17 protein-coding genes are annotated in these 23,147 nt (G+C 39.1%); 5 read left to right on the forward strand and 12 right to left on the reverse strand.

What is annotated here, in order from left to right; genetic code table 11:
* Window positions 1-100: 100 nt before the first annotated feature.
* Window positions 101-859 (reverse strand): alpha/beta hydrolase, encoded by a 759-nt coding sequence (locus Q0954_RS07095; protein ID WP_299455411.1) that lies wholly within the window; start codon window positions 857-859, stop codon window positions 101-103.
* A gap of 429 nt (window positions 860-1,288) precedes the next feature.
* On the opposite strand from Q0954_RS07095, the gene Q0954_RS07100 reads away from it, so the two are divergent.
* Window positions 1,289-2,257, forward strand: coding sequence for a PASTA domain-containing protein (locus Q0954_RS07100; RefSeq protein WP_299455412.1), 969 nt, complete (start codon window positions 1,289-1,291; stop codon window positions 2,255-2,257).
* Between the two features lie 181 nt (window positions 2,258-2,438).
* Here Q0954_RS07100 and Q0954_RS07105 read toward each other — a convergent pair whose 3' ends face one another.
* Window positions 2,439-2,729, reverse strand: a complete 291-nt coding sequence (locus Q0954_RS07105; RefSeq protein WP_299455414.1) for a hypothetical protein — start codon at window positions 2,727-2,729, stop codon at window positions 2,439-2,441.
* Between the two features lie 500 nt (window positions 2,730-3,229).
* On the reverse strand, window positions 3,230-3,409 hold the full coding sequence (locus tag Q0954_RS07110; protein WP_002704998.1) for a hypothetical protein: 180 nt from the start codon (window positions 3,407-3,409) through the stop codon (window positions 3,230-3,232).
* A gap of 566 nt (window positions 3,410-3,975) precedes the next feature.
* Here Q0954_RS07110 and Q0954_RS07115 point away from each other — a divergent pair.
* The 3 genes from Q0954_RS07115 (at window position 3,976) to Q0954_RS07125 (ending at window position 7,829) form a co-directional block, all read left to right on the forward strand.
* A complete protein-coding gene (locus Q0954_RS07115) occupies window positions 3,976-5,499 on the forward strand; it encodes a SpoIIE family protein phosphatase (protein WP_299455420.1) in 1,524 nt (507 codons plus the stop codon).
* A gap of 244 nt (window positions 5,500-5,743) precedes the next feature.
* On the forward strand, window positions 5,744-6,670 hold the full coding sequence (locus Q0954_RS07120; protein ID WP_299455422.1) for a GAF domain-containing protein: 927 nt from the start codon (window positions 5,744-5,746) through the stop codon (window positions 6,668-6,670).
* 400 nt (window positions 6,671-7,070) lie between these two features.
* On the forward strand, window positions 7,071-7,829 hold the full coding sequence (locus tag Q0954_RS07125) for a hypothetical protein (protein WP_299455424.1): 759 nt from the start codon (window positions 7,071-7,073) through the stop codon (window positions 7,827-7,829).
* A gap of 79 nt (window positions 7,830-7,908) precedes the next feature.
* Here Q0954_RS07125 and Q0954_RS07130 read toward each other — a convergent pair whose 3' ends face one another.
* Genes Q0954_RS07130 through Q0954_RS07150 form a run of 5 tightly spaced genes read right to left on the reverse strand, consistent with a single transcriptional unit; the run spans window position 7,909 to window position 13,312 of the window.
* Complete coding sequence (locus tag Q0954_RS07130) at window positions 7,909-8,436, reverse strand: hypothetical protein (RefSeq protein ID WP_299455426.1); 528 nt, start codon at window positions 8,434-8,436, stop codon at window positions 7,909-7,911.
* Window positions 8,437-8,475: 39 nt separating this feature from the next.
* Complete coding sequence (locus Q0954_RS07135; RefSeq protein WP_299455428.1) at window positions 8,476-8,952, reverse strand: DUF6252 family protein; 477 nt, start codon at window positions 8,950-8,952, stop codon at window positions 8,476-8,478.
* A gap of 34 nt (window positions 8,953-8,986) precedes the next feature.
* Complete coding sequence (locus tag Q0954_RS07140) at window positions 8,987-9,862, reverse strand: DUF4249 domain-containing protein (protein ID WP_299455430.1); 876 nt, start codon at window positions 9,860-9,862, stop codon at window positions 8,987-8,989.
* A gap of 23 nt (window positions 9,863-9,885) precedes the next feature.
* Window positions 9,886-12,390, reverse strand: coding sequence for a TonB-dependent receptor (locus Q0954_RS07145; RefSeq protein ID WP_299455431.1), 2,505 nt, complete (start codon window positions 12,388-12,390; stop codon window positions 9,886-9,888).
* Window positions 12,350-13,312, reverse strand: a complete 963-nt coding sequence (locus Q0954_RS07150) for a FecR family protein (RefSeq protein WP_299455432.1) — start codon at window positions 13,310-13,312, stop codon at window positions 12,350-12,352. The genes Q0954_RS07145 and Q0954_RS07150 overlap by 41 nt, the downstream gene beginning before the upstream one ends.
* A gap of 372 nt (window positions 13,313-13,684) precedes the next feature.
* Here Q0954_RS07150 and Q0954_RS07155 point away from each other — a divergent pair, with 372 nt between their 5' ends.
* Complete coding sequence (locus Q0954_RS07155; protein ID WP_299455433.1) at window positions 13,685-15,019, forward strand: sodium:proton antiporter; 1,335 nt, start codon at window positions 13,685-13,687, stop codon at window positions 15,017-15,019.
* 99 nt (window positions 15,020-15,118) lie between these two features.
* Here the strand turns inward: Q0954_RS07155 and Q0954_RS07160 are convergent, their stop codons facing one another.
* From Q0954_RS07160 to Q0954_RS07175, 4 genes are all read right to left on the reverse strand, one after another.
* Window positions 15,119-17,572 carry a GAF domain-containing protein gene (locus Q0954_RS07160; RefSeq protein ID WP_299455434.1) on the reverse strand — a complete coding sequence of 818 codons (2,454 nt, stop codon included), beginning with the start codon at window positions 17,570-17,572 and terminating at the stop codon, window positions 15,119-15,121.
* A 155-nt stretch (window positions 17,573-17,727) separates the two neighbouring features.
* Window positions 17,728-19,032: a UDP-N-acetylglucosamine 1-carboxyvinyltransferase gene (gene murA, locus Q0954_RS07165; protein ID WP_299455435.1), complete on the reverse strand. Its 1,305-nt coding sequence runs from the start codon at window positions 19,030-19,032 to the stop codon at window positions 17,728-17,730.
* 767 nt (window positions 19,033-19,799) lie between these two features.
* Window positions 19,800-20,492 (reverse strand): DUF4290 domain-containing protein, encoded by a 693-nt coding sequence (locus Q0954_RS07170; protein ID WP_299455436.1) that lies wholly within the window; start codon window positions 20,490-20,492, stop codon window positions 19,800-19,802.
* Window positions 20,493-20,620: 128 nt separating this feature from the next.
* Window positions 20,621-22,852 (reverse strand): ATP-dependent helicase, encoded by a 2,232-nt coding sequence (locus tag Q0954_RS07175; protein ID WP_299455437.1) that lies wholly within the window; start codon window positions 22,850-22,852, stop codon window positions 20,621-20,623.
* Between the last annotated feature and the right edge of the window lie 295 nt (window positions 22,853-23,147).

Here is a 23,147-nt window from a genome sequence, read left to right on the forward strand (position 1 = left end):
TTTTTTTAATTGAGCAAATGCGTGGGCTGCTAAAGAAAGAAGAATGAGCCCGAACCAAATTTTTTCCATACCTTATAATAACTGAGCCTTGTTGTTTTTTTTAAATAAAATGATCGACAATAATGAGAAACTCTGCCCGCTTTTCTAAAAAGCCGTAGTGTCCTGTATTTTTGAGTACTGCTAAGCCTGCGTCAGGAATTTCCTTTTCCATAATTTTAGCATGTGCCAAAGGAGTAGCTGTATCGTGTTCGCCCCAAACCAGTAGGGTAGATGCCTGCATTTTTGGTAATAAATTACGCAAATCCTCATTCACAACCTTTACCAATGTTTGGCGCATTACTCCTGAGGCATTTTTGTAATCACTAGAACCTGATTTTTTCCGGTATTTCTCCAATACTTGCTCAGAATAGTTTCTGAGAATGGGAAGTTTAAATATATTCTTAATTGTTTTATAAGAATATACCTTGACATAATAATCAAGCTTACGTTTAGGTTTTAGCCCTGCACCTCCAGTCAGAATCACCTTCTGAATACTGGCATGTTTGGCAGACAAGCGGATAGACACCCGCCCCCCAAAAGAATGCCCCAACAAAATGGGGTTTGTTATATTGAGGGCAGAAATAAACTGTTCGGTCAAAACGGCGTATTCTTCAGTGCTCCAGGGTTTAGGAGGGTCAGGAGTTTTGCCAAAGCCAGGAAAGTCAATACTATATGTAGTAAAGCGTTGCGAGAAATGCTCTTGAATAGGCTTAAAAATTTCCAGATCACATCCCCACCCATGCAGCAACAATAAATTAGGTCCGTTTCCGGTAACTTTATAATGTATCGGAATATTTTGAATATCTATAGTTTTGTTCATACCACCACACCTTTTGAGGTTTGTATCTTTTGTGAAAGACTCCTCATTGCTAAAATTCTTCAAAGTTATGTGCAACCTCAATTAGATTGCAATAAAAAACCTGTTTTTTTCAGTTCCCTGACCCAAAAAGGGATTTTTGTTGTTCATTGGGTTACATAAATCTGTTTTTAGTATGAAGAAAACACGAACACGTAAGACAAAACCATTGGTCTGCAAGTATCAAGAGGGTAAAAGCTGCACCTTCATAAATACCAAATTGTTGGAATAGATTGAAAAATGGAGAGGTACAATGAGACAGACTCACTTGCTAAAAACTTTGACAATCAGTGCAATACTTTTCGAATTTGATTAAATTTGTATAACTATTGAGAAAAGCATACTTACTCATAGATCAGGAAAACAAACACTATTGAAAAAATTGGATAACTTATGGCTTCTAAAAAAACTATTTTCTTCAAAAGTAATTCATTTCTAGATGTATTGGTGCATTTAGGAATCGTGCTTGCGCTCCTTACCTTTTTGGTAATGGTGCTTTTTAGTACCATTTTACCTTCTACTACCAACCACGGCGAAACTGTAACTGTGCCTGACCTTACCGGACGCAAGGTAGAAGAATTGAAGAGGTTTCTTGAGTCTCGTGACCTGTCTTTTGAAGTAAAAGACTCTACTTTTTCGCGTCGTCACCGCGACCGCCCTGGTACTGTGTTGCTCCAGTCGCCCGAACCAGGAGTAAAAGTAAAGCGCCATCGTAAGATCTATATTACCATTACGCCAAAAAACGCTCCTAGAGTAAAAATGCCTAAGTTAGTAGATGTTCCCTTTGATATGGCAGAAAACATGCTCAAAAACCTAGACCTGGATTTGGGTAAAATCACTTACAAACCTTTTATTGGTGAGAATGTGATTATGGAACAACACTATTTAGGTAAAAAAATTCAGCCCAACACTTATATACCAAAAGGTAGTAAAATAGACTTGATAGTAGGAGATGGTTTGGGTGAAAAAGAATTCAAGATGCCCGATTTAGTTATGATGCCCCTCGACGAAGCCGAGCAGTTGCTAAAAGGGTACGATTTATTGTTAGGTAACATTACCTATGTATACAACAGTGACAAAGAGTTGGGAACAGTTGTGCGCCAAAATCCTCCGGTGTTTATTGGCAAGAAAAAAGATGGAATAAAAAAAGGAAGTTCATTAGACGCTCGCAAACGTACCACTGTACACGCAGGCGAACTAGTAGACTTGTGGGTAGTGGGTAATCCTGCACCTAAAGCCAAAAAAGAGGGTGAAAAAGACGAAGAAGACCCATTGAAGTACCTCGATACGATCAATATTCGCAAAGCAGACGAGATAAAAAACTACAAAAAACGTAAGCTTAAAAAAGATTCGATCAAGTAAGCGTTTTTACTAAATATTTGAAAAAAGGTGTGGTGCTGAGTAACAGCGTCATCCCTTTTTTCATTTGCGGTAAAGTACTACAGGGTTTTTGGGTTAAGTAAAAATGCCTAAAATCCAGAGGCGACTTTAGGCGAGCGACAATATTGTCTATGTTATAATCAGTTGTTCAGCTAAAGTAGTACTATAAACCAAGCGATTGTCTCACTGTTTGTAATATTTCGTGGCAATTGGCATTGTCTACAATGTGCATTTCTGTTTTTTTGAGTGGTCGCAGGGTAGCAATGCGTCTTTTGTATATCTGAAAAGGTTTGTACTTTCCATATACTACTTCACACATTCCAAAACCAAGCATTCGACCTACACACATAGGTAGCAATGGGGTGCTGGTTTCGTACACCCACATTCCAGACTGTATTTCGCTGGTCAGGTTGGATGCACTTTGAGCAGGGTCGTCCCTTTTTGTTTTAAACATGTTATTTTTGATATTTAAAAAGTTGTGTTAGAAATTAGTTACAACAACACGTAATAATTAACCAAAACGTTACTTTTTGTTAAAAAAATGTTGATGTAGTTGGTAATGCAAGTTAGCGAAAAAAAACATCTGATAATAAGCATTTTAAATGAAAACTGTAAAATATCACCGTTTTTTTTAATTATATGGCACGTAAGTATTTGATAGTAAGAGTTTTATTTGTTTTTAGCTGAACCTGATAAGTTAAATTATGCTATTTGTTTTATATTCAGGGTAAACCTGATGTAGCCATCAAACAGGGGCAGTTGGTGGAGGTACAAAGAATAGGAAGGTAGGACAAAATGCTTGTGTATGTACATAAAAAAAGGTTTTTGAGATTACTCAAAAACCTTTTTTTGTTGGCTTAGTATGTAGTAGTAATGACTTTTGAAAACTTTTGTTAGCAGAGTATAGAGAATATGTTTGTTGAAAATATTTTTATCAGTTACTACTTAATGCTATCAACCATATAAGAATTCTTTCATATTCATTGCGTAATTTTCATTCACCCACATCACAGCCTTTTGCTCATCATTGAAATTAGCAATCCACTTGAATCCCATTTCTTGCAAATATTTTTTGCTCTTGGCAAAATATGCAGTAATTAAACCTTCTTTTTTTTCTGTGGCAACGTAAATCATAAGACAAAGATATTAGATTAAAATTTATGAGATAAGACTTTTAGAAGAAAGAGCCTTATGTATGTTTAAATGAAAGGCAGATTGAATATTTTTTGAATAACATTACTTACTATTACGCTGAAAAAGCGACTATTGTTTCATTTTTGGTAAAAAAAACTAACAAACGTCCGTTTTTTATACAAACTGAGGTATTTTCTATAGCTTGTTTTGTAAATGCTTGGGTAAGTTTTTTTATTGTTAAGTGTTTGAATGTCAGTGTTTTAAATAGGGTTTTGTTTTGTGGCTATATCCTTTGTTAAAACGAAGGTTTTTTTTGTACTTTTTTCATTATATCCAAAACTTACATTTGTGGTTTTCGTTAAAGTATACAATCAATAATCTGTGAAAACCAGCATTCAACAAACTGACACATATCACATTCATTATACCAATTAAAATAAGCGGGTGTTTTTGATAACATTTGATGAAATTTCCAGGGTAGTTGTCAAACTATGCCTAAAAAATTAGTAGCAATAAATACCTTATATTGTTCAATATCTAACTACTAAACATTTTCACCCAGGTTTATGAGTAATAATAACATAGTCAGTGTCCAGCCTGATGTATCTGCCTATAATGGCAAAGATTATGCACCCAATGCTTTTCAAATGGATGTTTCCAATTTAGAAGAAAGTGAAAATTCTTTTGACGATTGGTTACGTCTGCATACTTCACGTGATGTAGTATCTTTTACTAACGAAGTATTAGAGTATTTGGCAGAAACTACCCAAGCTTTTCGAGCAGTGTTTTTTGTACAGACGCGTGACAATCACAAAAAGTTTGAGGCAACCGCTTGTTACGGAGTGTCAGACAGTGTTTTGTACTTAAAAACTGTTACCTTAAATGAAGGTATTATAGGAGAAGTAGCTGCTACAAAAAAAGCAAAAATCTTTAACAATCTTCCTAAAAATGCCCTTACTATCGACTTTGTTTCAGTGGGTGTGAGCACTGCTTGTGTACTAGTGCTACCTGTCTTGTTTAACAATACTGTTTATGGAGTCGTAGAGCTTTATTACTTTCGAGTAATGACTGCTCAAGAGCAAAAACGTATTAAACGTTTGATCAATGTATTGGGGGCAACCTTGCAGGGGATACTGGATTACAGAAAAAACAAAATACTGCTTGAGCAGTCAGACGAGCACCGGGAACAAATACTGGCACAAAAAGACGAAATGGAGCAAACCATCGAGAAGTTGTTTGATACGCAGGTGGAGCTCGAAAAACAAAAGAAGAGAACCGAAATAGCTTTTAATAATTTTAAAAGTACCAATAAACGCCTGATGGAAAGTATCAAGTATGCTAAAAGTGTACAAAAAGCTTTGTTGCCCGACCCTTTACGCCTGAATACATTGTTTTCGGAGTCGTTTGTGGTGTATCAGCCCAAAGATGTAGTATCAGGTGATTTTTACTGGTTTTCAAAGGCAGACTTTACCCAGGCTCCTCCCGAACCATTTATTTTGGCGGTTATTGACTGTACTGGACATGGGGTACCTGGTGGATTTATGTCTATGGTAGGCAACGCGCTGTTGCACGAGATTGTAAACATTAAACAAATTATCGAGCCTGCATTGATCTTAACAATGCTACATCGTGGTATTCGTGATGTACTTAGACAGGAATCGTCTACCAACCACGATGGAATGGAAGCAACTATTTGTCAGTTTTTGCCCAAAAACGAACAAGAGTATGATGTGATATTTGCCGGAGCCAAACATCAGTTATACTATTTTAAAGATGACAAAATGTTAAAGGTTTCAGGCGACCGCAAGTTTTTAGGAGGGGGGAACCTGCAACTACCTCATCTTACTTTTGAGAACCATACATTTAGTTTGAAAAAAGGCGAAGTACTGTATTTGTCTACCGATGGGCTTGTAGATACTTGTAACCCTCAAAGGCGTAAGTATGGTACAAAGCGTTGGGAGTCAATTGTAAAGGGGTGTTACCAAAAACCTTTATCTACCCAAAAACACATCATTATCAAAGATGTGTTGAATTTTAAACAAGACGGCGAGCAAAGAGATGATATTACCTGCATTAGCGTAAGGGTATAAATTTTGATAATTATATTACACATTTAAAGAACTGAAATACATTTAAATAAAGTAAGTAACAGTACAGGTTCAGGGTAAATAGTGGGGGTGGTAAAGCAACGCCAAATCAACTATTTATGTTGAAGGGTTGAATGGTTAAAATGCAAATTTATTTTTGACATATTTCCATGCCCTTTTACTGAGCAAAAATGTTATTCAAGATGGACCATAAAAGAGTTTTCAACCCATAAGCCACACATAATTTATGAAACAAGATAATCTAAATATTTCTTATGAGGAATTTGTTCAGCTGAAACAAAAGTTTGAAGAAAAAGAGAAAAAAATAGAAGCACAACTTTGGGTAGATTCTACCCTTAACAAGTTTGATGAACTATTAAGAGTAAACTATGCAAAATCGCTTGAAGAATTTTCACAAATTGTGATACAACATATTGCAGAGCTTACTAATGCCTTTAGTGGTATTATGTATACCCTGGATAAAGAGAGTAAAGTATTTAAAGCCAGTGCCGGCTACGCAGTAGAAATTGATAAGCTTGAAAAAAGGGTATTTAAAGAAGGAGAAGGGGCGGTAGGGCAAGCAGTGGCTTCTGCCAAAACGTTGTTGTTTGAGAATATACCTGCTGATAGTGTAGAAGTATACTTTGGGAGCGCCAAGGTAAACGTGGCCAATATACGAGTGATTCCTTTGGTGTTTAACGAAGTAGTTTTTGGTGCCCTGGAGCTGGTATATATTACCAATGTGAGCGAGGTATATGTCAGGTTGCTGGAAAAAATAAGCCGTAGTATTGCGACTATGATTGAAAGTATTTTGAACAATGACTTTAACCAAAAGTTGTTGGTAGACTCACAAGAGCAAACCGATTTGTTGAGAGCTCAAGAAGAGGAGCTGAGGCAAAATCTGGAAGAAATTGCTGCTACTCAAGATTTGATGAATAAACAGCAAAAAGAACTTGAGCAAAAAGAAATGGCAATGTCTGAAACGCTGAAAAAAATTGCCAAAGAAAAGCAGGATATAGAAGAAAACGAAAAGAAAATGAAGGATACCGTAGAAAAGTATCAGCAAGATATTAAGCGTTATCAGGAGAAGGACAAGGTAATTGAGCAGCTTAAAGCTGAATTGGCAACTTATAGAAAAGCCAAGTCAACCACACCAAAGCCTGAAAAAATATAATGACTATAGATGTACTGATGGTCATGAAAACTTAGCAGTGCTCTTGACCATCAGCCTACAACTATTTCTTCAATAAAAACCCACCTATTGGCTATATAGCCTTTTCCCATACACATCATGTGCAAGTTGTATTACTTTGTTGGAGCATTTGACTTGCTTTGTCAAAATTGACCTGAGAAATAGCGGCTTTTTATATTGTTTGTTGCGTGTACTTCGTTGACAGGTTTAGCAAATAGACTACCAGTAAAGAGAATAAATACTGGGTTTGAACAGAAAAATAAAGTGTGAACTCGTCTTGATTTTTTGAATGTTTGTGAAGATTATTGCTTTTGTGGAGCAACGAATAATTTGCAGCTCAGGATTAAAAGCCGAGATTTTAAAAATTATTAATTGTTGTTTTATGCAAAGTATAAAGTATGCAGGAGTATTGATTGCCCTGCTGTGGGTGAGCTGTGCCTGGGCACAAAAACCCCTAAAAAATGTATGGGTAAGTTATGATTTTCGTAAGGGGCAAACTGTGTATAGTTTTCAGAAAAAAGAAATGAAGATTGTACAATGGAATCGACACGGGGCTATTCAGGAAAAAGTATTGCCAGTGGCAAAAATATTGCCTGCAACCCAGGGAAATTACGGCAAAATTATTCTGGGACCAGTACCTGATATTGGAGGGTATGGAGTGCTGTTTTATCGCAACCTTAGTGCCGACTCAGTGCAGTTTACTACGTTGTCTTTTTTAGAAAAATCGTTGTATGATCCCAAGCGTCCCAGAAAACGCAAAGCTGCCGAAAAAATCACCCCTGAAATTACTATTGGTAAAAGTAAAATGAAAGTGCCTTTGGTATTGTTCAGAAGCAGGGCACATTTTCAAAACACCGTCAATAAATTGCCTGAGCTTCCAGCCAAACTCTCTTTAGCTGATTATCAACAATTGGTAGATAAGATGTTAACTGTGTTGCAAGACTGGAGTACAAAACTGGCATCTTCGCCTGAACGCCTGATGAGCTCTGCCAACATCTTTGAATTGCTGATTGCCAGTGGTTATAAACCTTCACTGGTGAGCATACACCGTTTGCACAAAGCAGAAAAAAAGCATGAGAAAACACCAGAAATAAAAGAAAAAATGTTGAAACTAAACCAGTATTTGCACGGCAAGTATTAGTACTTGAAATAGGTCAATATAAAAAAATACCTGCCATCAGCAGGTATTTTTAACTACTACATTCCTCAATGTAATGTGTTTATTTGTTCTCTATCCATTGAGCCTTCTCTCGTAAAATGTCGTAGTAAATGTTTACTTGCCCCTGGTTAAATGGAGCATTGGTTAAGGTGTAGTTTCCTGTGAATTTATTTTGATGATGACGTTGGTAATGATTACTTACTTTTTCATCGGCTTTAAACCCTGGAAACCCTTCTTTTTCACCATAACTACCCGTCCACGACTTGGTACTATTGTATTGAATGGTTACTTGAAATTCTTTGTCGGTAAATTTCAATTGATCATACAAGTACCTGTTATTGGCATAAGCAAGGCGGTTGTTGTTGAGCATTACATAACCATTTTTTAGTTCTATAGCTTGCCCATTTTTATCCTTTACAGCTACTTTTAATGTTTTGTTATTATCATAATCTTGCGTAATGCTTACGCTTACATTCAATAGTGCTGGGTCGTCTATTTCTACATCAGACAGAGGAGATTTACAGCTATATAATAGCAATGATATAATCAATAATTGATAAAATTTGATAAAAATTATACGTTTGTTCATAAAATCCTATTTTTTGTTAAAGTACAGTGAGTAAGTGATTTAGATTTGTGGAATATTTTCAAAAACCCCTTCAGTAATGATGATGCCATCGCCTGTACCCGAGTTGGGCAAAACGGTCATTTCAAAAGTACCAGAGATTTTATTGTTCGTAGCCTTCGTGATATGTAGCTTAAAACTCCCTTTTTTACCTATACCCAATACACCATTGGTAGCACCGTAACTTACTTCATTTTTGGAATAAATAGCGAAGACAACTTCTTGATGACTCATATCATATACACCTTCTTTTATTCCAGTAAGGCTAAAACCTACAATCTCTTCTTTGGCATTGTTACCAAAAGATATTAATCCGCTGTCAAAGTCATAAGAGTTTGCCAAGGTAAAAGACTTGAGTTCTCCATTTATTTTTACACTTACTTTGCCTCTTGTAAATACAGGAGCTATATCTTTCTTTTTGCAGGCGGTAATAAACAACAACATCAACGCTATGAGTTGCAATAATTTAATTCTATTCATTATTGGTTTATATTTATTGAAATTTAATAAGAGTTTATTCCAGTTTGACGGTAGCCGAGTGCACCCCTGATACCGTAAAAAAGCCTAAAGCAAAATCTTTCTCATCATTATTGTTGATAATATTGCCCCTGATGGGAGCAGGTGGGGTAGAGAAAGGTCCTAAGTTATTATTACCTTGACTGGTAAGTGCTTGAAAAAAGTCATAGGCTTTTTGGCTGATAGAGGTTTGGTATACTTTTACAAAATTTTTAGTATTGTCGTCACTTAATTCAGCAAGGTCAAAACCTTCTTCGGCACCTGATATAAGACGACCTGGTACATAGGTCCAGTTCCATGATGAATCTATTGTATTGAACTGACTGCTTTGGCCACTTTTCCAATACCACATATAATAAGCGTTAGATGTTTGTAAGTCTTCGGATTGAATACTAATAATGGCTACACGATTGGTAGTATCTTCAAAAGGAATTGCCCTGTCTTCGTAGCGTACTTTCAAGTTTTTAATGGCAGGCACCTCCGACATTTTTTCTGGTTCAGAGCTGTACTGTTTTCCATTGCTGGTGGTAATGTTCAGGGTATAAATTCTACCTACCTCTCCAGAACCTGTTGTAATGTATACTCCTGGGGATGTTTCGTTAAACGGAATGGTATTGCCTTGATCATCGGTGATGGTGACTGTAGCTCCTGTTTCTACGGGATAACCACTGCCATTAGGTGTAGGAGCAGTGTACGCTAAAGTTCGGGATAAGTAAATCGTGTGCGTTTGTGTGGCATTAGTAAAGCGACCTTCTACTACCAGGCGGTTCGAGTTGTTGGCAAGCTCGCCTATGGGGTAGCGATCAGTACAAGCACTTAGCAAAGCAAACGAGGTGATGATAGCTATAGCAATTATTGAGTGTATGCGTTTCATGGTGTATAAAATCAAACTTTAAATTAAAAAGAGAAGTTATAAGTAACGGCGGGCACTACCGAGCCCAGAATAGATAGTTTGGTGGCGTCATTTTGGGCTTGACCATCACCAGAGAAATAAATAGAATAAGCATTGCGGCGACTGTATACATTGTATAGCGAAAACACCCACTCACCCTTCCATTTACGGTCAGGCTTACCTTTGCCCTTCAAAGTTACCGAAAGGTCTAAACGATGATAATCTGGAATACGGTTTTGGTTGCGTCCCGAGTAATCTATAATGGTCATATTTGAGTACTGGTACTTGGCATCAGGCAAGGTAAAGGGGCGCCCGGTATTGTACACAAAATTTGCCGATATGCTTAAGCGTTTGGTTGCCTGGTAGGTAGCCACCATTGTAAAGTTATGCAACTTGTCATAGTCTGCTGGGTAGTAATTCCCATTATTGATACGTTCTTCCGGAAAGGCTCCATTGACCATTCTTTCGGTGCGTGCCAGGGTATAACTAATCCAACCGTTCAGTTTTCCAGTGGGTTTTTTCAGCATCAGTTCTAGCCCATAAGCTCGTCCTTCGCCACTCAACAATTCAGTTTCCAGGTTTTCATTCAATAATAGTTCTGCTCCGTTTTTATAGTCTACCAGGTTTTGCATTTTTTTATAATATACCTCTGCCGATAGCTCAAAAGTATGGTGGGCAAAATTATGAAAATATCCCAAGGCTACCTGGTCGGCAATTTGTGGTGGAATATGTGAGTCTGAGGCTTTCCAAATATCAGTAGGTACAGGTGCCGTGGTATTAGATATGAGGTGAATATATTGACGGTTGCGGGCATAACTCATTTTTACAGAATTGCTTTCGTTTAGTTGCCAGCGTACGCCTAGGCGAGGCTCAAGTCCCTGGTAAGTCTGGATTACCTCATTGTTGCCATAATTGCGGGTACTTACTACGTTTTCATCCCGGCGTGGGGCTCCTTCTTTGTAAGTACGTACTTTGCGTTCGCCCATATTCATAAATGCGGAGTAGCGTACCCCATAATTAAGCGTCAAGGCATTGTTGAGCTTGTGTTCACTATTAAAGTAGGCAGCCATTTCCAAGGCTTTTTCTGGTTCTACCGAAAGACTGGTAACGCCTTCCAAAGCACTACTAAACTTAATTTTACCTGGCTGAAACTGGTACAAAATACCACTTACTCCAAAGTCAAGGGTATAGTTAGAGTTGATAAACCAGGTAAGGTCATTTTTTAATTGATAGCTTTTAATGCCTGCATCCCAGCTAAACGCAAACGAGCCTTGAGGCACTCCCAACGAATAATTATAGTCACTAAACATCGCACTGACATTAGAAAATAGCTTGCTGCTAAATAAATGATTCCACCGAATGGTGGCCGCTGTATTGCCCCACGAAAAATTAAACTGATCTCCTAAACCAAATACATCTCTGCCAAAATACCCCGATATATACAAACGGTTGTTTTCGTTGATCGTATAATTAAATTTAGTATTGAGGTCATAAAAATAGGCTTTATTCTTTCGCAAAGCTTCGTCAGGCGACAACTTTAGAAATAAGTCAGCATAAGAACGACGCCCCGCAATCAACAAAGAGCTCTTATCTTTGACAATGGGTGTTTCGAGCGTCAGCCTGCTAGATACTAATCCAATGCCCCCTGCACCGCTAAACTTTTTGGTATTGCCCTCTTTTTGGCGAATATCAAGCACCGACGACAGGCGTCCTCCATACTTTGCCGGGATAGCCCCCTTGTATAGCTTTACATCTCTAACGGAGTTAGGGTTAAAAATAGAGAAAAAACCGAATAAATGCGAAGAGTTATATACAATAGACTCGTCTAGCAATACCAGGTTTTGGTCTACACCACCCCCGCGTACATTGAACCCAGTAGTGCCTTCGCCTACGGTGCTTACCCCTGGCAAGGCAATGATGCTTTTAATGACATCTACCTCACCCAAAAAAGCCGGCATGCTTTTAATTTGTTCCATGCTCAGTTTTTCTACACTCATTTCTACTTTGGTGATGTGTTCGTTGATTTTTTTGTCGGTTACTACTATTTCATCTAGTTGGTCAGATGTTGGCGACATTTCCAGGTAAAGCTTTTGATTGCTTTCCAGGCGAATATTCTGCACTAAATTTTGGTATCCTATGTACGAACAAGTGACCTGATACGTTCCTTTGGGCACTGTCAAAGAGTAAAAGCCGTATACGTTGGTAGCGGTGCCTTTGCCCAGGCTGCGAATGTACACAGTGGCTCCAATGAGCACCTCTCCATTGGTTTTGTCTTTCACTAACCCGCTAATAGTATAAGATTTTGCCGGATTTTTTGTGTGACTTGGTTTGTAATTATTGCTTTGCAAATGGGTAGGTGTTTGTGCCTGAATGACGTGGGTAAGCAGCCCACATATGAATCCTATTAAATAGTATTTACGCATGGTAATTAGTAAAAGTAAATGATGATTATATAGTAACAATTTATTTTCAGGGGCACGGTTTGCCGCTGAGCAATACTTCTTTGTCATTAATTTGGTATTGTAGACGAAGCGTAAGTGTGATTATTTCTAAGGCTTCGTGCAATGGTAATCGTTCTAACTGAGTAGTGAGTGTGCACCGCCCAAGTTGAGGGTTAGCCAACCTTATGGGAGTACCATAATGTGTGGTCAGTATTTGCACTATCGTGCTTAACTTGGCTTGTTCAAAGCTGAGCACCCCCGTTTTCCAGGCAAACAAATTAGGGTGGTACACTTTTATCTTTTTTAGCTTACCTGCTTCAAAGCGTCCTTGGTTGCCTTGGGTGAGCAATATTTTTTTGTTGGGTTTGGCAACATCAAAGAAAGCTACTTTACCTGAATTGACCGAAACCTCTACCTTTGGCTCTTCTGGACGAGCCTTTAGGTTGAAAGAGGTACCCAACACTTGGGTAATGGTATTGCCTGAATAAATGATAAAAGGTTTAGCAGGGTTTTTAGCAATCTCAAAATAAGCTTCGCCCTGTAGGTGTACTACTCGTTGGCTTTTGCCAAAAGTGGTAGGGTAGCGTAGTTGAGTGGTGTGGTGAAGCCATACTTTAGAGCCATCTGCCAAGGTGAGCGAATCCAACTGTTTTGTCAGCGTTTTTGCTATTTGCCAGGTTTGTTTTTTTTGTGACAAACTCCACCATACTACTCCTATGCTGAGCACCAATACTGCAGCTGCTACCCAAGACACTACCGTGCGCTTGAGTTTGGTTACATTGTTAGTGGTATTGATCCGACGTTGCACTTGCTGCCAGGCAAAGTGAACATCGGAAGCAAAACCTTGTTTGCTTTGTGCTGACTCCCACGCTGCCTTAAGTTTATCAGCCTCTTGTGGGTTGGCTTGCATCCAATGGAGTACTTGCCTCTCTTCCTGATGGTTGGCTTCACCCGCAAAATACTTTGCCAATAACAAATCCCAGTTTTGCATTTCTTTTATATTATTTCATCGGTAGGACAGGGGGCTTTTTGGAAACCCCTAAAGAAATCAGAAGTTTTTTTTGAAAAAGTTACTTCAGGTAATGAGTGGAGTAAGAAGGGGTAAATGCTTTTTGTATAGTGAGGCCTCTCAGCGTTTGAAAAAATAGCTGAAGGTAATGTGCTTATTTTAAATGTGTGATTGGGTGGGTTAAGTTTTTGTAAATGAGGGGGTTAATTAATGGTGATGAGCACATATACTTACTCGTATACAACAGTTAAAATACAAGGTAAGCTAGATTTTTTTAATTTTATCAAAGCTTTTTAGCATATTTCGCAAGTGTATGGCAGTTCATACCGTAAACCATCAAATACTTGACAAACCATGGGGTTGCTTCACGCTATTTCTTTACTCATTGTTTTTACTGCACTTTTTAGCTTTATCAATTATCGCTACCTTAAGGTGGCCTCTGCTGTGGGGGTAATGCTTGTTTCGTTGCTGTTTTCGGTAGGCATTGTCATTGTTGGGCAAATAGCCCCACAACTGTTAGCAAAAACAACTGAAATGATTGTCAAAATTGATATTCAGGAAAGTTTCCTGGAAATTATCCTTAGTTCGTTGTTGTTTGCCGGCACCATTCATATAGACACTAAAGCCCTGCTCAAAGAATCACAAACAGTAATTGTACTGGCGGTATTGGCAGTTATTATAGCTACCTTTATTACAGGTAGTTTGCTACACTTTGTGCTGGGCTTGATAGGCGTGCATTTGCCTTATATTCATTGTTTGCTTTTTGGGGCGCTTATTGCCCCCACCAACACTGTCATTGTTACGGCAATTTTCAAACAGGTTAAAATATCTAAACAATTAGAAACCGATATTGCAGGTGAGTCGCTTTTTAACGATAGTATTGCCATCATTGTGTTTTTAGGCATTTTAGAAATTACCAAAGCAGGCAACCAAAATCTTGAGGTAATGTATTTGCTCAAAATATTTGGACGCGAAGCACTCGGAGGCATTGCCTATGGGTTGTTGTTGGGGTATGTTGGGTTTCGTCTACTAAAAACGGTGCATGCCAACAAGGTGGACTTTCTTATTACACTGGCTATAGTAGTAGGAGGGTATGATCTTGCCAAAATATTGACTGTGTCGGCACCATTGGCAATAGTTATGTCAGGTTTGACCATTAGTGCTTTGCGCGAACGCGAAATACATATACTTGAGGTAGCACATAATAAAAAAAAGATCGACGAAGAAATAGAGTATCGTAAGCATGTAGATGTGTTTTGGGAGTTGATAGATGAGACCCTTAATGCTGTTTTGTTTATTTTTATTGCCTTTGAAATCCTTGCCATCAAACTTCGCCTTGACTATGTGTGGGCGGGGATTACTGCTATTATAGTAGTATTGTTGGCGCGTTTTATCTCAGTGGCTATAGTAATGCCTTTTACCCGAATCAAGGCAAAACGCTTCAGAGCCATTGCTATTTTTACCTGGGGTGGTATCAGAGGAGGAATTTCATTGGCATTGGCTTTATCACTTACCGATCAAATGTCACGCGACCTAATCATTACCCTCACTTACTTTGTCGTTGTTTTTTCTGTATTGTTCCAAGGGCTCACCATTGTATCTTTTGTGGCAAAACTACAGGGAAATCCTACACCTAAAAGCAATTTACCTAACATAGCGTCAGATGTTAACTCAAAAACCCCGGAGTAATGTTTTACCCCAGGGTTTGATATGTTTCTTTATAAGAATGCAACTATTCACTGTACTTTTAGCCTAATTGATAAACCATTGGCTAAAAGGTACATTTACTTATTTATCTTCACCTTCCGAAGGCTTATGGCTAATGCCCAGGTCTTTTTCAAGGTTTTTAATTTTTGAAGCCAAGTCTGCTTCTTTGCGTGCTTGCTCCTCCTCTAAGTCTCTTATTCTGCGTTGGTATTTTCTAATTACCCGGTTTACACGGGCTTTCTCATCTTTGATAATTTCTTTACGCATGTTCTTCATCTTCACCAGGTTCTGCTGAAGTTGTTCACGAGACTCTTCCAGTTCTTTTTCTCGTTTCTGCATAATCTCCTGAGTTTCTTTCAACTCAGTAAGACTTTGTAGCATTTTGGTCTCTTGCACCTGTAGTTTCTCACTTTTTGCTTGAGACTCTTTCAGAGATAAGCGGGTTTGTTCGCCCGACTTCACCGTATTGATACTGATGGCAATGTTATCTGAGACAGTTTCTATAAATTGACGTTCGTAAGGTTCAAACTTGTTAAATGAGGCCAGTTCTATAATTCCGTGAATTTCATTGTTGGCAATCAGTGGAACAATCAATATGGCTTTTGCCATTGCTTCGCCCAAGCCCGATTGTATGGTACTGTAGCCATCAGGAATTTCAGTAATGTAAATAGCCCCTTCCTCTTGAAAAGCTTGCCCTACTAAACCTTCTCCCTTTTTCACGGTTCGGTTCAGGTACTTAAACCTGTCATAAGCATAGCAGCTCGACAAAAACATTTCTTCTTTTTCTTTATCCAATAAGAAAAATGCACCTTGACTTGCCTTGAGGTATTTCACCAATCCCGAAATAACATATTTGCCCAAGTCTTGTAGAGTACCGCTGTGGTCGCGCAATACATTGTTTATATTGGTGATGCCTTCATTAATCCAACGACGCTGTTGGTCTTCAATAGACAGGTTACGAAGGTTGTCACGCATTTCAAGCAAGGCCAGCCCCAATACATCTTCTTCACTTTTGGCTTCATACTGATAGTCAAAGTTTCCTTTACCCACATTTTCGGCAAAAATAGCCAGTTGGCGAGTGCTTTCAATCAGTGTATTAAGAGCTTCATCTATTTTGCCCAGTTCATCTTTATAAATTTTGGAGGTTTTATGAGGGAAACGCCCCTCTGATAACATCGTGATTTCTTTCTGAATTTTGAGCATTGGGCGTGATAAACTTCTTGCCAACCAAAAACCTAGCACAAAGTTGGCAAAGAACAACCACACCGAAATAGACAGTAGGTTATTCCTAAAGTCAGTGACTGCCTGGAGTACTTCCTCTTTGTCAATTTCAGTAATAATTGCCCAGCGTTTGTCAAATATATTGACTGGTGAATAAGTGTAAATTACGTCATTTCCCAAAAAATCCTGCGTGATAAATTGCCCGGTTTGACGATTCAAGGCATTGATTGTTGCCTGGGTGGTGTTTTTGCGCATAAGGATGGTAGTCTCCAGCCTTTTTATTTTTTCTACTACCGACGAGTCAAAGCCAGCAGAAAGCATGCGGGTATAGTACCTAAGGGGGTTTTCGATAATAGAGCGAGTATTGGTTCTTACTTTGTAGTCACGCCCCACAATATTAGTTTCTCCGGTAGCTCCCAGGTTATTCCAGGTTTTCTTACTGGTCATAATCTGGTTTATTCTTTCATCAGAGAGTTTAAAAATCAATACCCCAATTTTATTTACACCATTGTATACCATAGTAGCAATAAAACTGGTAGGCTTGTAATAAGCCGGAGGGTAAAAGCTATAATCAGCAAACACTACATAGCCTTTTTTATTGGCTTTCATTACTTTGCGAAAAGCATTGGTAAGGTTGCTGCTTTTTAGGTAACTTGTAAGTAGGTTTTCGCCCAGGTCAACCGATTTATCTACTGTATAAATCACATTACCCTTGAGGTCGGTCAACATAATGTCTTTAAAGCCAAAAGTCTGGCTGTACTTGGCAAATCCAGGGTGGTATTTGAGGTGGGTTTCGTGGTAGATGTTATCTGCCTGTACCCTGTTCCATCGATATTTAAACCCTATTGGGTTGGGGTTGGTGGCTATATAGTGGTATTGTAAAATATTTTTACGCTGGTTAGGCTCTTCGCTCAAAAAGTGTTCTACGGTGTAGTTTTGTAGCGAGTTGCTGTTGAGTTGATGCACAAACTCCTGGCGGTAAAACTCCTTAAGTTTGCTGCGTAACTCATCGGTTGGTAGGGTCAGTTCATTTAGGTCTTCATAATTTTGTTGAAACTCCTGCAAAGCATCAATAGTACTTGAGTTTTCAGAGAGGGTAAGCAGTTGGTTTTCTACATTTTGATAGTACTCTTCTACTGCTTGTTTTTTGCTTTTGGTGACTGATTCGAGCAATTGAAAGGATTTATCCTGAAGCAAGCGTCTACCATCGATATAGCTGGTTACACCAATGAAACCCTGGGCAATCACCGACACTACAAAAAGTGCCAGTTGAAATTTAGTAAATAACTTTAAGTTTTTAAAAAATTCTAACATTCCTCTTCAGTCATAAACAAACAGTAATTGGATGATTAAATTGCCCCATCTTATAAGGCAATTTAATCAAAGATTTCGACTTAGTTAAGGATGGTAAAAAAATATTTTTTTACCATCCTTTGTGCGAAAAAAAATAATAGCAAATACCAGTGTATTTACAAACGTTTGATCTCTGCACCTAAAGCATTTAGTCTTTGGTCTATGTACTGATACCCCCGGTCTATCTGCTCTATATTGTCTATAATACTGGTGCCTTCGGCAGACAAAGCCGCAATAAGCAAAGCTACTCCAGCCCTAATGTCTGGTGAGGTCATTCTGATGCCTCGCAGCATGATTTGTTTATTCAGCCCATTTACTGTAGCCCGGTGTGGATCGCAAAGAATAATCTGCGCCCCCATATCTATCAGTTTGTCAACAAAGAACAAACGACTTTCAAACATCTTTTGATGAACTAAAACCGTGCCTTTTGCCTGAGTAGCTGTTACCAGTACTATGCTCATAAGGTCAGGGGTAAAACCTGGCCACGGGGCATCGGCTACTGTAAGTATAGAGCCATCCATAAAGGTGTCTATCTCATAGTGGTCTTGTGCCGGAATATAAATATCATCTTTTTTAAACTCCATCTGGATACCCAAACGCTGAAACATGTGAGGTATTAGCCCTAACTGATCTATGCGGCAATCTTTGATGGTGAGTTCTGACCCTGTAATAGCAGCTAAACCAATAAAGCTGCCAATCTCAATCATATCGGGTAGCAAAGTATGTTCAGTGCCTCCTAGTTTATCTACGCCCTGTATTTTGAGCAAATTAGAACCTATACCTTCTATTTTTGCTCCCATGCGTACCAACATTTGGCACAGCTGCTGAATGTAGGGTTCGCAGGCGGCATGGTAAAGGGTGGTGGTGCCTTTTGCTCTGACGGCAGTCATAATAATATTGGCTGTTCCGGTGACCGACGCCTCGTCTAAATGCATATAAGTACCCTTTAGTTGGGTTGCATCTACATCATATATATTAGTTTTGATGTCATAGTTAAACTTTGCCCCTAGTTGCTGAAAACCCAAAAAGTGAGTATCGAGGCGTCGTCGCCCAATTTTGTCTCCTCCTGGTTTGGGTATGCGGCTACGTCCAAATCTTGCCAACAAAGGCCCCAGCAGCATTACTGAGCCTCGCAATGAGGCCGCTTTTTGTTGGTATTGAGCAGAGGCAAGGTAGTCGAGGTTTACATTGATGGCATGAAACCTATAGGTGCCTTCTTTTAGCTTGGTTACCTCTACCCCCATGTCCTGTACCAATTCTATCAACCGGTTTACATCCCTTATATAAGGAATATTGTGTATCACCATGGGTTGGTCGGTGAGCAGCGTAGCGCAAATAATTTGTAAAGCTTCATTCTTGGCTCCTTGAGGAGTGATCTCTCCGTTGAGCTTATTGCCTCCTTTTACTTCAAAAGATGCCATTAAGTTATAGGTAGATTTAAGGTTCTGTAGTATACAATTGTTTTGAATAGAAAGGTTGCAGAATTTTGGGTGAAATAAAAATTATAGACCTATTATTTTAGAGCGAAATACAATCTTATAGAAAGAAATTGGTCATTGAAAGCAACGACTTGAAGGGGGGAGAAAAGTGTGTGGTAAAAAACAGTACATAGAGAGGGAAGAAGCATAAAAAAGGGTGAAGTTTGTGATAAACCTTCACCCTATATAGTATTAAACATTAATAACTGAAGTTACGCAGACTTGGAAACCGTACACTAATTTTTAGCTATTAATATTTGCTTAGAAGTTAACTTTACCAGTTTTAAAAGTGCTTGAATAACAAGGCCTTTCTTTCCGCCTTAGTTTGTTAGCGTGAAGAAATTTAAGCAATGAAGCCGTTAAAAAATGATCACTGAGCGAGGCACGAGCGAATGTTTGAGCATTTTAGGCGCAATGGATTAAATTTTAGCGATCAAACTACAGCGGTGGCTTTTTTTGGTTCGTTTTTTTAGCTAAAGAAAATCCGTGATCCTCCGAGAGCAAGCTCGGAGTTGTGAACCGAACTTGCCTTCGGGGAAATGAACGGATGCCTGAGGTACACGAAATTCGGCTTTACCCTACAACTTAGCAGATCAACGTCCATTTTTATGTTGTAAAACCAGCAAAAAAGACAAGAAACGCCTAGTATAAAAAAGTGTACGGTTTCAAATACGCAGACTTGGAAATTACTGCGTAACTTCAGTTAATAATTAGTTCCGGCGTTTGCGCCCGTCGCTGCTTTTACGTCCGCCTTTGCTACGGTGCCCACCACTTTTGCCTTTGTCTTTTTGGTTGTCCAGTAGTCGGTCTTGCTTGATTTTGTCTACCAGGTCGGGGTGTAACGGCGTGCCCGAAATCTTTTCTATATGCCCCAATACAGTCTCATCGTCTATGTTGTCTTTGTTCCAGCTTATATAAAAGTTTTTCATCAAACGTGCTACATACACTACTGCTACCAGTTGGCTTTCTGGGTCTTCTTCTTCTAATGCCTTCTCTACCAGCAACTCTATATTTCTGCCGTAATGCTTATAATGCAATCGGTTAGAGTTGTACGCCAACATTTTAGGCTTTTTACCCAGTTTGTCTTTAGCTGGCATAGGGAAAGGGCTCTCTATATCTATTTCAAAACCCGACATAATATACAAGTCATCCCAAAGCTTGTTTTGAGTGTCTTGTGAATCACGCATGTTAGGGTTGATTTGTCGCATCAAGTCTATCAGGGTATAAGCATACTGGGTGCGTTGCTCGCGGTCTTCAAGGTTGGCTATGTAGTCGGCAATTTTTTGAATATTTCTACCATATTCTTTCATTGTCAACTTGGGGCGTTGGGTATTATAATTGAAGTTAGCAGAATTACTTTCTTTCAAAGGTTGATTCGCTGACTCCTGATTTTCTTCGTTCATCTTTTCAATTTTTTGAATATTAAATAAAATTTTATGAATTGAGTTGCTTTTTAGATGTGCAAACAAGAGAGGACGGACGGGGGCATGTTGCGGTTCGTCTCGAACTACTATTTGTTCATGTTGCAAACTTATTCATGAATTTTGAGTTTAGCAAAACTCAATAGTAAAGTTTTTTCTCCAGCTTTCTCAAAAGCAATCACTGCTTTGCGATCATTGTTATGTGCTTTTACCGCTTTTACCGTTCCCAAGCCAAACTTTAGGTGTTCTACCTTCATACCTGCCTGTAGGTTTCTGGTGTCGCTGGGTTTGAAATTGGGCGACGGTTTATGGGTAAAATTTTGCGCTGGAGCAGATCTTTGTGGTCGTAAGTTTTTTACAAAACTGGTATTTACGTGGTTCGCCGCATTGGTTTTGCCTTGTCCCTGTTCCAAAAAACGAGGGTCAATCTCTTTTAAAAAACGGCTGGGCTCACAGTTTTTTATTCGCCCATACTGGTAGCGACTGGTCGCAAACGAAAGGGTAAGTTTTTTTTCGGCACGGGTAATTGCCACATAAAACAAACGTCGTTCCTCTTCCAGTTCGTTGCGGCTCGATAGAGCCATTTGCGACGGAAAGAGTTCTTCTTCTAACCCTACTACATATACCTGCTGAAACTCCAGCCCTTTGGCAGCGTGTATGGTCATCAGAGTCACCTTTTCTTCGCCATCGTCTTCGGCTTCATCAGCACTGGTAGCCAGCGACACCTCCTGTAAAAATGCGCTCAAGTCTTTTTCCTGGTTATCAGGGTTGTCCACAAACTCTTTGATGGCGTTCAGCAATTCTTGTACGTTTTCGTAACGCGACAATCCTTCAATAGTTTTATCTTCGTAGAGGTCTTTCAACAAACCCGACTCTTTAGCCACCAGCGAGGCTGTTTCGAAAGCATCTAACTTGGTAGAAGCATCTTCAAACTTTTTGATCAGTTCGGCAAATCCGGCAATAGCTGTGGCAGCACGCCCGGTGACATATTTTCTAATATTACTGATAACTTCCCACAAGGGCAACTCACGTTCATAAGCAGTGGCCAATACTTTTTGCAAGGTAGTGTTGCCTATGCCTCGTTTAGGCAGGTTAATAATTCGCTTGAGAGCTTCTTCGTCTTTGTGGTTTACTGTGTAGCGTAAGTAAGAGATCAGGTCTTTGATCTCGCGACGTTGGTAAAACGATAAACCTCCTATAATTTTGTATTTGATATTGGCTTTACGCAAAGCTTCTTCTATGCTGCGCGACTGGGCGTTGGTGCGGTACAGTATAGCAAAGTCATTGTTGCCCAACTGATGCTGCATTTTCTCCTCAAAAATAGATTGCGCCACCATTTTCCCCTCCTCATTGTCCGACATCGCCTTAAACAAACGAATCAGGTTACCATCTTCGTTGGAGGTCCATACATCCTTTTGTAATTGGGCTTTGTTTTTGGCAATCAGCGAGTTAGCCGCCTTTACTATAGTTTTGGTAGAGCGGTAGTTTTGCTCCAGGCGAATGGTTTGCAGGGTAGGGTAGTCTTTCTCAAAGTTGAGAATGTTTTGAATATCGGCTCCCCGAAAGGCATAAATACTTTGGGCATCGTCACCCACTACACAAATATTATGGTGGGCTGCCGCCAAACGTCTTACAATCAAATATTGCGACAAGTTGGTATCTTGAAACTCATCGATGAGCAAGTATTTAAATTTTTGCTGGTATTTTTGCAATGCTGCCGGATGATCTCTGAACAATATATTGGTATTGAACAACAAGTCGTCAAAATCCATTGCGTTTGACTTGATGGCGCGCTCTTGGTAAATCTGGTAAATGCGCCCTATTTCAGGTCGGCGATACGCCCGGTCATCTTCGGCATAGATGGGGTTGTTTAGGTACTCACGGTAAGAAATAAGTCGGTTTTTTGCGCCCGAAATCCGGTTGAGTACTACATTGGCTTTGTATACCTTATCGTCGAGGTTGCGTTCTTTTACAATGCTTCTTATCAACGACTTAGAGTCATCAGTGTCATAAATAGAAAAGCTACTGGTGTAGCCAATTTTGTCGGCTTCAAACCGGAGTATTTTGGCAAAAACGGAGTGAAAAGTACCCATCCAAATATCTTTTGCCTTGTCGCCAATGATTTTTTCAATTCGAAGGCGCATTTCTCCGGCGGCTTTATTGGTAAACGTTAAAGCCAAAATATTGTATGCGGGCACCCCCGTACTTATCAGGTGAGCAATACGGTTGGTCAATACCCTGGTTTTGCCCGAACCGGCACCTGCAATAATCATAATAGGCCCGTCTTTATGCAATACAGCTTCCCGTTGAGGGTCGTTCAAACCTTTGATGTAATCATCCATTTTTGTCTGCTAATTATATCTGTTGTTTTGAGGTGTAAGTAGTGGCAAGTTTTTGATAATAAGCCTGCACCTTATTTAATTTTATGTTCTCAAAACGTATATAAACTTCAATACCATACAATGCAAATTTCATTATTTACACATCCTTCAAAGTTACAAAAAATACCAGATATTAAGAAACAAAGCCAAAGAGTGATGGTAGGAAAAAAACAGAAGGGGGAGGAAGTTAGGCAAAAAAAATCCTGCTCTTGGTTCAACAGCAGGAATAGTACAACAGGTTTGTCAGAACAAAGCA

The organism is uncultured Microscilla sp. (assembly GCF_947493425.1).
Taxonomy (GTDB): Bacteria; Bacteroidota; Bacteroidia; order Cytophagales; family Microscillaceae; genus Microscilla.